General features: G+C 34.6%; 9 protein-coding genes and 1 pseudogene. 6 read left to right on the top strand and 4 right to left on the bottom strand.

The features are described 5' to 3' along the window. Positions 1-119, top strand: a pseudogene (locus GTZ96_RS09170) (IS1595 family transposase); the annotation flags it as partial. 129 nt (positions 120-248) lie between these two features. Further along, positions 249-1,292 (top strand): methyltransferase, encoded by a 1,044-nt coding sequence (locus GTZ96_RS09165; RefSeq protein ID WP_161643339.1) that lies wholly within the window; start codon positions 249-251, stop codon positions 1,290-1,292. A gap of 92 nt (positions 1,293-1,384) precedes the next feature. On the opposite strand, the gene GTZ96_RS09160 is transcribed toward GTZ96_RS09165, so the two are convergent. Genes GTZ96_RS09160 through GTZ96_RS09145 form a run of 4 tightly spaced genes read right to left on the bottom strand, consistent with a single transcriptional unit; the run spans position 1,385 to position 7,572 of the window. Beyond that, positions 1,385-2,785 (bottom strand): efflux transporter outer membrane subunit, encoded by a 1,401-nt coding sequence (locus tag GTZ96_RS09160; protein WP_161643336.1) that lies wholly within the window; start codon positions 2,783-2,785, stop codon positions 1,385-1,387. Next, positions 2,775-5,939: an efflux RND transporter permease subunit gene (locus GTZ96_RS09155; protein ID WP_161643334.1), complete on the bottom strand. Its 3,165-nt coding sequence runs from the start codon at positions 5,937-5,939 to the stop codon at positions 2,775-2,777. Before GTZ96_RS09155 ends, GTZ96_RS09160 begins: the two co-directional genes overlap by 11 nt. A 19-nt stretch (positions 5,940-5,958) precedes the next feature. Further along, entirely contained in the window at positions 5,959-7,068 is a 1,110-nt protein-coding gene (locus GTZ96_RS09150) for an efflux RND transporter periplasmic adaptor subunit (protein ID WP_161643332.1), read from the bottom strand. 9 nt (positions 7,069-7,077) lie between these two features. Then, the gene (locus GTZ96_RS09145; protein ID WP_161643330.1) at positions 7,078-7,572 is read right to left on the bottom strand and encodes a GbsR/MarR family transcriptional regulator; all 495 of its coding nucleotides are present in this window, start codon (positions 7,570-7,572) and stop codon (positions 7,078-7,080) included. A gap of 228 nt (positions 7,573-7,800) precedes the next feature. Here GTZ96_RS09145 and GTZ96_RS09140 point away from each other — a divergent pair, with 228 nt between their 5' ends. The 4 genes from GTZ96_RS09140 (at position 7,801) to GTZ96_RS09125 (ending at position 12,419) form a co-directional block, all read left to right on the top strand. Then, positions 7,801-8,595 (top strand): 3-keto-disaccharide hydrolase, encoded by a 795-nt coding sequence (locus GTZ96_RS09140; RefSeq protein ID WP_161643328.1) that lies wholly within the window; start codon positions 7,801-7,803, stop codon positions 8,593-8,595. Positions 8,596-8,719: 124 nt separating this feature from the next. Next, positions 8,720-9,949 (top strand): HD domain-containing protein, encoded by a 1,230-nt coding sequence (locus GTZ96_RS09135; protein WP_161643326.1) that lies wholly within the window; start codon positions 8,720-8,722, stop codon positions 9,947-9,949. A gap of 39 nt (positions 9,950-9,988) precedes the next feature. Then, positions 9,989-11,035, top strand: coding sequence for a UDP-3-O-(3-hydroxymyristoyl)glucosamine N-acyltransferase (gene lpxD / locus GTZ96_RS09130; RefSeq protein ID WP_161643324.1), 1,047 nt, complete (start codon positions 9,989-9,991; stop codon positions 11,033-11,035). Beyond that, positions 11,028-12,419: a bifunctional UDP-3-O-[3-hydroxymyristoyl] N-acetylglucosamine deacetylase/3-hydroxyacyl-ACP dehydratase gene (locus GTZ96_RS09125; RefSeq protein WP_161643355.1), complete on the top strand. Its 1,392-nt coding sequence runs from the start codon at positions 11,028-11,030 to the stop codon at positions 12,417-12,419. The genes lpxD and GTZ96_RS09125 overlap by 8 nt, the downstream gene beginning before the upstream one ends. Positions 12,420-12,422: the final 3 nt, after the last annotated feature.

Here is a 12,422-nt window from a genome sequence, read left to right as displayed (position 1 = left end):
TTTGTTTTAGGATAAACCGTTCTCAATTTAAAACAAGTATTTTTCATAAATCCATAGAAAGAATGGTGAATGCAAAACCGATTTATCAAAAAAACATAAAACAGATATTAAGTGTATAACTCAATTATTTTATAAAGTATAACCCCATTAAATAATATTATTTGCTTTCTTATGAAATAGATTATGTTTAATTTTATATCACTGACTTGTAGTTAGTTGTGTGGTTTTAAACTTAAAAATATTTCAAAATGGAAAATCAAAAAAATCAGCCTTCTCCGGCTAGTATTATGCAAATTGGTTCTGGATTTTGGGCATCAAAAATTTTACTTACAGCAGTAAAATTTGAATTATTTACTCATTTGGCTAAAGAAGGAAGTTTATCAGCTAAGGAAATTAAAAGCCTGCTGAAATTAAATTGTACTGATAGGCATTTATTTGATTTTTTAGATGCTTTATTTAGTTTTGGTTTTTTGAAACGGGATGGACTTTTGGAAACTGCAAAATATTCAAATAGTTTGGATACAGAACTGTTTTTAGATAAAGCTAAGACAAGTTATGTAGGTGGAATGCTGGAGATGATGAACGATCGACTTTATGGTTTTTGGAGCAATCTGGAAGACGGTTTAAAAACGGGATTGGTTCAAAATGAGTCCAAAAATGGGAATGAGCCTATTTTTGTTACTTTATATAAAGATCCGGAATTGTTAAAAGGATTTGTAAATGCTATGACGAGTATCCAAATTGGGAATTTTATGGCTTTGGCACAAAAGTTTGATTTTTCGAAATACAAAACCTTCTTAGATGTAGGAGGTTCTGCGGGAATTTTGTCTACAATGATTGCTAAATACAATTCGAATATGAGTTGTACTACTTTTGATTTGCCGGCAGTTGAAGCTATGGCAAAAGAGACCATTCAAAAATTTGACGTTTCGAAGCAGGTAAAAGCTGTTAGTGGTGATTTTTTTACTGATTCTTTGCCTAAAGCAGATGTGATTGCCATGGGGAATATACTGCATGACTGGAATGAAGAAAATAAATTGATGTTAATGCAAAAAGCTTATGATGCCTTACCTGATGGAGGCGTTTTCATTGCTATTGAATCAGTAATTGACAATGAAAGAAAACAAAATGCCTTTGGGTTAATGATGAGTTTAAACATGTTGATTGAAACAGGAGATGGTTTTGATTATACATTTGATGATTTTAATAAATGGGCCACGCAAATTGGTTTTAAATCAACTTCATTGTTAGCTTTAACAGGTCCAACAAGTGCCGCAATTGCTTATAAATAATTCGAAAAATAACAGCAAAGAAAAGCCACTAAGTTGAACTTAATGGCTTTTTGAATATATAACCTAATTTAATTCTGGTATAAGAATTAAGCTTATTGCCAGCCGCCGCCTAAGGCTCTGTATAGTTGAATGATGGCTTTGTATTGTTGGTATTTGTTGTCTACCAAATTCAATTGGGCATTCAACGCATCATTTTTAGAAGTCAAAACTTCTAAATAATTCGCTAATCCATAGGTCAATAATTCATCTGAAAAACTGGCGGCTTTTTTAAGCGCATCTACTTGTTTCTCACGAACCGTGATTTTGTAAGTTTCGTTGTTGTATTGTGCTAATGCATCCGAAACTTCTTTTCCTGCAGTTAAAAGCGATTGCTCAAATTGTAAATAGGCTTTTTCCTGATTGGCTTTTGCAATTTCATACTTGGTTTTCACCTGTCTTTGATTGAAAATAGGCTGTGTTAAACCCGTTACAATATTGGCAAAAATAGAATTGGCGCTGAACCATTCTTTTAAATCAATACTTTGCAATCCGCTGGTAGCCGTGATTTTAAACGATGGGTAAAAACCACTTTTAGCCACATTAGTCATCTCAAAATTGTTGATCAAATTGTATTCGGCTGCAATGACATCAGGTCTGTTGTGAAGCAAACTTGCAGGGACTCCCAACGTAATGGTAGGTTGCAATTTTTGAGCATCAAAACTGCTTCGTTCAATTTTTGTTGGTGCCTGACCTAAAAGCACACTCAAAGTATTCTCTAATAAAATACGGTTGTTTTTTAAATCGGCAATAATCAATTCGGTAGCATATTTTTGCGCCTCAGTTTGTTTTACACCAACTTCGGATACCGTTCCTGATTTTTTCAAGGCTTTGATCGTTTCGATACTTTTGTCTCTGTTGATTAAAGTTTCTTCCGCTACTTTAATTTGTTCGTCAACAGCCAATAATTGGTAATATGCAGATGCAATACTGGCAATCAATTGTGTTTTGATGGCTTGATTGGCAGCGTTGGTTTGCAAATAGGCTGCTTTCGTACCACGTTTGTTGCTTCGAATTTTACCCCAAATATCGGCTTCCCAACTTAAAGTTCCTGTCAATTGGTATTGGTCAATGGAAGTGTTGCTTACAATAGCCCCCATTTGGCTGTTCTTAGATAATTCCTGATGTGTCCAGTCGGCAGTGGCTGTCAGAGTAGGGAAGTAGCCTGCTTTTCCTTGCAACATAGTCGCTTGTGCAGCGGCTAAATTTTGCATGGCAATACGAACATCATAATTACTTTCTAATCCCTTTTTGATATAGCCTTGTAAAATTGGGTCGGTAAAAATCTTATCCCAACTCACATTCGCCAGAGAAAGAGTATCTGTTGATACTTTTTCAGAACGGTATAAATTTTCTGTTTTTACATCCGGACGCTTGTAATCTTTGGCAACAAAACAAGCTTGCATTACTGATGCTGTAAGTACGAGCAACGTAATTTTATATATTTTATTTTTCATTTTCTTTCTCTAAAGATGGAACATCTGATTCATTTGCAACAGGCAAGGGTTTTATCGAAATTTTTTCCTGTAAAGTTTGGAAAACGATAAACAAGATCGGAATTACAAATACTCCTAAAATAGTTCCGATTAACATTCCTCCAATAGCTCCCGTTCCAATTGCTTTGTTCCCTACAGCTCCAGCTCCTTTAGCTAACATTAAAGGCAATAATCCAAGGATAAAGGCAAAGGATGTCATCAAAATAGGACGTAAACGGGCAACAGCACCTTGAACAGCAGCTTGAGAAATACTCAAACCTTTTCGTCTTGCATCGGCAGCAAATTCGACAATCAAAATGGCATTCTTGGCTAATAATCCAATAAGCATGATGAGCGTAATTTGCAGGTAAATAGTATTACTCAATTTAAACAAATAAGCAAAAATAAAGGCTCCTGCTAAACCAACTGGTAATGATAATAAAACAGCAAATGGCAAGATGTAACTTTCGTATTGGGCTGCCAATAAGAAATACACAAACACCAAACACAGTAAGAAAATAAACAAGGTTTGCCCACCAGCGCTAATTTCCTCACGCGTCATTCCCGAAAATTCGTAACCATAGCCTAATGGTAGTTTTTGGCTGGCTACTTCCTGAACGGCTTTAATGGCGTCACCGGAACTGTATCCATCTTTTGGCGCACCAGTTATCTTAACGGAAGTAAATAAGTTGAAACGCTCAATAGCTTGTGGTCCAAAGACTTTTTCCAGTTTCACAAATTGTGAAATAGGAGCCATTTGACCATTATTATTTCTAACCAATACTTTATTTAAGGATTCTGGATCGTTTCTGAATTGTGGTTCAGATTGATACACAACTCGGTATTGTTTTCCGAATTTATTAAAGTTTGAAGCATAAACTCCTCCATAATAGCCTTGCATGGTTCCTAAAACATCGGTTACTGTTAAACCTGATTTTTTGATAGCAGCCACATTCAAATCAATGCGATATTGAGGGAAATTTGGAGAAAACGAAGTAGCAGCATATTTAATTTCCGGACGACTGTTTAAAGCCTCCAGGAATTTATTATTAACCTCACTTAATTCTTGAATGGAGCCTCCTTTTTGATCTTGTAATTGAAATTCGAAACCATTCGAATAACCAAAACCAACCAATGTAGGACGGGCAAAAAACAGCACTTTGGCATCTTTAACAGTAGCGGCACGCTTGAACAACTCCTGAACAATAGCTGTTATTTCCTGATTAGCCTCTTTACGCTCGGCCCAAGGTTTTAATTTTACGATTACCATTCCGTAGTTACTACCGGTACCACTAATCAAACTTCGACCGGAAATCCGAAGCACTTCCTGAATTTCAGGAATGTCTTTTACCTTATTTTCGATTTGTACCAATACTTCTTCCGTTCTTTTTAATGAAGTTCCCGGTGCCAATGAAACATCAGAAAGGATTGCTCCTGTATCTTCACTAGGTACAAAGGCTTTTGGAGTAGTATTTAATAATAAAACAAAAATCCCGGCGAAAACAGCAATTCCTAGGAAAGCCAACCATTTGCGTTTAATCAAAAACTCAACAGATCTTTTGTATTTAGACGTTGTAGTATCAAATCCGGCATTGAAGGCAGTGTAAAAACGATCTACAAATCCTTTATTATTTTTCTCGCCATGATTTTTTAAGAAAATAGCACACAAAGCAGGTGAAAGGGTCAACGCATTAATTGCAGAAAGTACAATAGAAATGGCTAATGTCAATCCGAATTGTTTGTAGAAAACCCCTGCCGAACCACTAATAAACGAAACCGGAATAAATACGGCCGACATTACTAAGGTGATCGAAATAATCGCACTACTAATATCGCTCATGGCACTATGCGCTGCTTTTTTAGGATCGTGTTCTCCGGCTTCCATTTTGGCATGCACGGCTTCGACAACCACAATGGCATCATCGACGACAATTCCAACGGCAAGAACCAATGCAAATAATGTCAATAAGTTAATGGTAAAACCAAATAAACTTAGGAAAAAGAATGTTCCAATAATTGCAACAGGCACTGATATAGCCGGAATAAGTGTGGATCTCCAATCCTGTAAAAAGATGAAAACCACAACGAATACCAATAAAAAGGCTTCAATAAGCGTATGAATTACTTTTGAAATAGATTCTTCCAGGAAATCATTAGCATTAATTAAAGTGGTGTATTTTACTCCTTTTGGGAAATTAACCACCGATTGATCCATTACTTTCAAAGAACCTTCAATCACTTCCTGTGCATTAGAACCTGCTGTTTGCGCAATGGCAATGGCAATAGATTGGTTTCCGTTAGTAAATGATTTACTGGCATAATTCACCGCTCCAAGTTCAATTCTAGCTACATCACCTAATTTTAGCACTTCGCCATTTGGGGTAGAACGCACGATAATTTCTTCAAACTCTTTTGTGCTTTGTAAACGTCCTTTGTATTTTAAGGTGTATTGAAAAGATTGGTCGCTACTTTCACCCAATTGTCCGGGTGCTGCTTCAATATTTTGTTCGGCCAATAATGCTGAAATATCCGAAGGTACTAAACCATAAGCTCCCATTACATCTGGCTTCAGCCAAATACGCATCGAATAATCCCTTTGACCAAATATCATAGCATCTCCAACACCTGCTACACGCTTGATCTTTGGTAAAATATTAATGTTAGCATAGTTTTGAAGGAACGTAATATCATAATCCGGATTTTCACTATACAAAGATAAAATCAAGATGTTATCACTTTGTTTTTTTGATGTGGTAACTCCGGCTTTGGTCACTTCTTGCGGTAATAATGAGGTCGCACGTGCTACACGGTTTTGCACATTCACGGCTGCTAAATCAGGATTGGTACCTAATTTAAAGAATATATTAATCGATGCTGAACCATCATTATTTGAGGTAGAAGTCATATATGTCATGTCTTCCACACCATTGATTTGTTCTTCCAAAGGAATAACTACCGAGTTCATTACTACTTCGGCACTTGCTCCCTGATAATTTGCAGATACCGATACGGTAGGAGGTGCTATTTCGGGATATTGCGAAACGGGAAGCGAGATTAACCCTAAAATCCCCAGTATAACGATGATAATAGAAATCACCGTTGACAAAACGGGTCTGTCAATGAATTTTGAAAACATACAGTATTATTTATTCGAGTTAGTTAATGGCTTTTTTTTCAGGAGTAATTACGGTCGCATAATCCACTAATTCTGGTTTGATTACAGTTCCTTCGGCAACAATACCAACTCCCTCAATAAGAATTTTATCTTTTACATTCAATCCTTTATCCACTACAAAAAATTGTCCTCCAGGTACAGCACGAACTTCTACAGGAACAGCTTTTACTTTATTTTCTTTATCAGCAATCAGAACAACGCGTTTGTCTTGTAATTCTAAAGTCGCATTTTGTGGAATTAAAATCACATCTTTTAAATTAGTTGGGATTTGTATCGTTCCACTTCCTCCAGAACGCAATAATTTGTTTGCATTGGAGAAACTTGCTCTTACATTAAACGAACCTGTTTGTGTATTGGCCTGTCCGCTAAAAGTTTCAATTTTACCCTCTTGTTCATATTGCATACCATTACTCAATATTAAATTGACACTAGGCATTTTACCAATTTTTTCCTGGAATGTTTCCCCCGCGGCATGCATTGTGATATCCAATTGCTGTTTTTCATTCATTGAAAAATAAGCATAAATGGTACTAACATCTGAAATACGAGTTAAAGGTTCAGCCGTTTGACTGCTTACATAACTTCCTAGTCTCAAAGGCAATGTCCCAACGATTCCGTTAACAGGACTTTTAATAGACGCATAATTTATTTTTTCAATAATACTTTGATAGGTACTTCTGGCACTGGCTAAATTTGCTTTAGCCGTTTCTAATTGTACATCACTAATAATATTACGGTCGACTAGTGGTTTCAAACGATTTACTTCCACCTGAGCAGCAGTTACTTTTGCTTTGGCAGCACTAGCTTCCTGATTTGCTGTTTGTGTTTCTAATTTAAAAAGTAATTGTCCTTTTTTAACTTCCTGACCTTCCTGAACGTATATTTTTTCAATATATCCATCCACTTTTGCACGAATATCAATATCGGTTACACCTTCTAAAGTGGCAGGATATTCTGCTAATAAAGTAGTGTTTGATTTTGTTATTTCAACAACCTTGTAGGGCATTACAGGAGGTGCCGCTGGCTCTTCTTTTTTTCCACAAGCTACTAAGAGTACTAAACTTATAATGGTTAATGAAAGTTTCTTCATTGTGATGGATTATTTATTGTTATTATTATTGATTTCTATTTGTTTAAACTCATTGGTTGTCTTGGTAAATACTTTTCCAACTTCGATAAGGTGAGTTCTGTAGGCTTTTACGTTTTCTAAATTGCATTTTTCTTCAGGGCAAGAGGCAGTTGCTTCCCGGTAATCAATCATTCGATCAATAATGACCATTTCAGAATCAATTAATTTATGAAAATTGGCCAATCGTTCACTTAAATTAGCTGGTTTGAAATATTTTTTTCGATCTCCAGCTTTCGTAAAATAGAATATCTTGTCCATTTTTAAAAGTAAGTTCAAATTGGTAGAAATAGAACTTTTGCTGGCACTTAATTTTTCGACCAAAGATTCAAATGTCAATCCGGTCTTGCATCCGTCAATGATTAGTGTACCTAAAATTCTTGCCGCTAGAGGAGGAATATTGTATAGTTTCTCAAAATGATTTCCGTACAATTCGATGATTTCTTCTCTTTCTGTATTAAAATCCATGATAATTTTTTTGCAAATTTACAATTGGTTCGGTGATTACCGAACTAACCGAACTTAATTTTATGTTAATTTTTTTAACAAGCTGTTTTAATTGGATTTATAATACAGCTGAAATGTTTTGTTGCAAAATTTAAAGCAACCATCAAATAGTTCATTTTAATTAAAAGTTAGTTCTCAAAAAAATGCTTAATATTGATAACATCTTTAACAAACCAAAAATAGTTAACCATGAAATTTAAAATTTTGCAGCAATCTTTTTTAATGATAACCTTATTTTCAGCTACTGTAGCTGTGGCACAACATAAATTTGTGAACACACCGCCGGAAGTTTCCCCGATGCCAATGAAACCTGAAATGACTGAAATTTGGGAACCGGAAGTAAAAATAATTACGCCTGCTAAAACCCTTGGCAATGCACCTTCGGATGCTATTATTTTATTTGATGGCGAAAATTTAGATCAATGGGTGAGTAAAAAAGATGTCAATAAACCTGCAACATGGAAAATTGTTGACGGAGACTACATGGAAGTTGTTCCCGGTTCTGGTGGGATTCAAACTAAAATGGCTTTTGGAGATTGTCAGTTGCACTTGGAATGGAGTACACCGGATGAAGTTTTAGATGGTGGACAGGCAAGAGGAAACAGTGGAGTGTTTTTCCAAAATAGATATGAATTGCAAATATTAGATTCTTATAATAACAGAACTTATAGTAATGGTCAGGCGGGAAGTATTTATAAAGATCATCCACCATTAGTAAACGCGGTAAAAACACCATTAGAATGGAATGCTTATGATGTGATTTATACTGCACCCCGATTCAAATCAGATGGAAAAATTGATAGTCCAGCCAGAATTACAGTACTTTTAAACGGTGTTTTGATACAGAATAATGTAACAATAAATGGCTTAACACTTTATATCGGTTTGCACAATTATCCGTCGTCTCATGGCGATGATGTTATTTTGCTTCAAGATCATGATTCTAAAAATCAATTCAGAAATATTTGGATTAGAAAACTTTAAAAAAGAGGTAAAAGGAGTGGAGAAAATGCTCCTTTTTACTAGAGAGAGGCAAACCAGAATTAGTAAATTATCTGTTTTTAAAATCTAATTTACTTATATTTGTCAACCTAAAATTCAAGTTGTAGTGAGTCAAATCAATAAACTAAAAATCTTCAACGACCCTATTTACGGGTTTATTACCATACCTAATGCCTTAATATACGACTTAATACAGCATCCTTATTTTCAGCGTTTGCGTCGAATTACACAAATGGGTTTGTCATATTTAGTATATCCGGGAGCGAATCATACTCGTTTTCATCATGCTTTGGGCTGTATGCATTTGATGCAAAAAGCGGTGGATGTTTTACGATTTAAGGAAGTTTCTATTTCAGAAGAAGAAGAAAACGCACTTTATATTGCTATTTTGTTACACGACATTGGTCATGGACCGTTTTCGCATGCTATGGAAAAAAGTATAGTAGAAGATGTGCATCACGAGGAAATTTCGCTGTTATTTATGCGTCAATTGAATGTTGAATTCAAAGGACAACTAAGTCTAGCGATTAAAATATTCGAAGGAGATTATCATCGAAAATTCATGTTGCAATTGATTTCGAGTCAGTTAGATATGGATCGAATGGATTACTTAAAACGCGATAGTTTTTACTCGGGTGTGGCCGAAGGAAATGTCAATTCAGAGCGTTTAATCCAGATGATGAATGTTGAGGATGATTTTTTAGTTATTGAAGAAAAAGGAATTTACTCGGTAGAAAAGTTTTTAATGTCCCGTCGATTGATGTATTGGCAGGCTTATTTACATAAAACCAGTTTAGTGGGCGAATTGATTTTGACAAAAATATTAAAGCGTGCTAAAGAACTGACTTTAAAAGGAATTGTTTTACCTTGCAGCGAGCCATTACAATTTTTTATGCAAAATAAAATTGTTTTAGAATCGTTTAATACTGAAACCTTAGATTTGTTTTCTCAATTAGATGATTTTGATATCATTAGCGCATTGAAAGCTTGGCAAAGACACGATGATTTTATTTTGTCGTCTTTGAGTAAAATGATTATCAATAGAGATTTATTGAAAATAAAATTAACTAGTGAAAAAGTAGCTGTTGAAGATTTAAATCCATTGAAAGAGCGTTTCGCATTAGAAAACAATATCAGTATAGCCGATACAAATTATTTTATTTTTAAAGGAAAAATAAAAAATCAGGCTTATGATAAGGAAGCTGAACCTATACGAATTTTGAAAAAAGACCGTACTGTTGAAGATGTTATAGAGTCATCTGATCAGTTGAATTTAAAATCTTTATCAAAATCGGTGACCAAATATTATATTTGTTTCCCAAAACAACTAGCATAAATCCACATTTAAAATCTATTTTTTTATATTTTTGTCGGAATGAAATTTACAGCAGAACAAATAGCGGGTGTTTTAGGAGGTGAAGTAGTAGGGAATCCTCTGGCTGAAGTGCATCAGTTATCTAAAATCGAAGAAGGAAAAGTAGGTTCTCTAACTTTTTTATCTAATCCCAAATACAATAATTACATCTACACAACCGAGGCTACAATAACGATTGTAAACACAACTTTTATTCCTGAATCAGAATTAAAAACTACTTTGATTAAGGTGGAGGATGCTTATATAGCTTTTTCTAAATTATTAGAATTTTATGATCAGGCAAAGAAAGCAGCTAAAGTAGGTATTGAATCTCATACTGTATTGGCTGAAGACGTAAAGTATGGTGAAAATCTATATTTAGGTAGTTTCAGTTATGTTGGTACCAATGTGGTTATGGGTGATAATGTGAAAATTTATCCTAATTGTTTTATTGGAGATAATGTTGTCATTAGTAATAATGTCACTATTTTTGCGGGCGCCAAGATTTATTCAGAAACGATAATAGGCAATAATTGTACTATTCATGCAGGAACGGTTATTGGTTCAGACGGTTTTGGATTTGCACCTCATTCGGATGGTACGTACAAGAAAATTCCTCAAATAGGAAATGTGATTATTGAAGATGATGTTGAAATAGGAGCTTGTACAACAATTGATAGAGCGACATTAGGCTCAACAATAATTAGAAAAGGGGTAAAATTAGACAATCAAATTCAAATAGCGCATAATGTTGAAATAGGGGAGAACACCGTAATTGCTGCTCAAACAGGAGTTGCTGGCTCTACTAAAATAGGCACAAACGCAATGATTGGTGGACAAGTAGGGATATCCGGGCATTTGACCATTGGAAATAATGTTAGAATCCAAGCGCAGTCTGGAGTTGCCAGAAATATCAAAGACGACGAAATTTTGCAAGGAAGCCCAACATTTGGCTATAGTGATTTTAGTAAATCCTATGTGCATTTTAAAAATTTCCCTAAGATTATTGCAGAAATTGAAGAATTAAAAAAACAAATATTAAACCAAAAAAATGGAAACAATGGTTAAACAGAAGACCATCAAAACAGAAATCTCACTAACTGGAGTTGGGTTACACACCGGTAAAGAAGTTAAAATGACTTTTAAACCTGCTCCTGCAAATAATGGTTTTACTTTTGTTAGGTTAGATCTTGAAGGACATCCTGTAATTGAGGCCGATGCAAATTATGTTGTAAATACTCAAAGAGGGACAAATTTAGAAAAATTAGGCGTTAAAATTCAAACACCAGAGCATGTTTTAGCAGCTTTAGTAGGTTGCGATTTAGATAATGTTATCATTGAATTAGACGCTTCAGAACTTCCTATTATGGATGGTTCTTCAAAATATTTTGTTGAAGCTTTAGAAAAAGCAGGTGTTGAAGAACAAAATGCTAAACGTAATGTTTATGTAGTAAAAGAAGTTATTTCTTTTACTGACGAAGCTAGCGGTAGCGAAATTCTGGTAATGCCTAGTGATCATTATACGGTAACTGCAATGGTTGATTTTGGTACTAAAATATTAGGTACACAAAATGCAACACTTAAAAATATAAGTGATTTTAAATCTGAAATTGCATCATCAAGAACTTTTAGTTTTTTACACGAATTAGAGTCTCTTTTAGACAATGGTTTGATTAAAGGTGGCGATTTGAATAATGCTATTGTTTATGTAGATAAAGAAATATCTACAACTACAATGGAAAATTTAAAAGTAGCTTTTGGTAAAGACACAATTAATGTAAAACCTAATGGTATTTTAGACAACCTAACATTGCATTATCCAAATGAGGCTGCAAGACATAAATTATTGGATGTAATTGGTGATTTAGCTTTGATTGGAACAAAAATCCAAGGAAAAGTTATTGCTAATAAACCAGGGCATTTTGTAAACACACAATTTGCTAAAAAAATGGCAAAAATGATTAAAATCGAACAGCGTAACTACGTTCCTGTTTACGATTTAAATCAAGAGCCTTTGATGGATATCCATAAAATTATGGCTGTGTTACCTCATAGACCTCCATTTTTATTGATTGACAGAATCATTGAAATGTCAGATAATCACGTGGTGGGAATGAAAAATGTAACAATGAATGAAAATTTCTTTGTTGGACATTTTCCAGATGCTCCCGTTATGCCAGGCGTTTTAATTGTAGAAGCTATGGCACAAACAGGAGGAATCTTAGTTTTAAGTACTGTTCCTGATCCTGAGAATTATTTAACTTATTTCATGAAAATTGATAATGTTAAATTTAAATATAAAGTATTGCCTGGTGATACTTTGATATTTAAGTGTGATTTAATTACTCCTATTAGAAGAGGAATTTGTCACATGCAAGCGAATGCTTATGCTAATGGACGATTAGTTGCTGAAGCTGAATTAATGGCGCAAATAGCAAAGAAACAACAATAGATA

The organism is Flavobacterium undicola, assembly GCF_009909155.2.
Classification (GTDB): Bacteria; Bacteroidota; Bacteroidia; order Flavobacteriales; family Flavobacteriaceae; genus Flavobacterium; species Flavobacterium undicola.
Note: the sequence above shows the minus strand (reverse complement) of the source record. Positions and strands in the feature narration are given on the sequence as shown.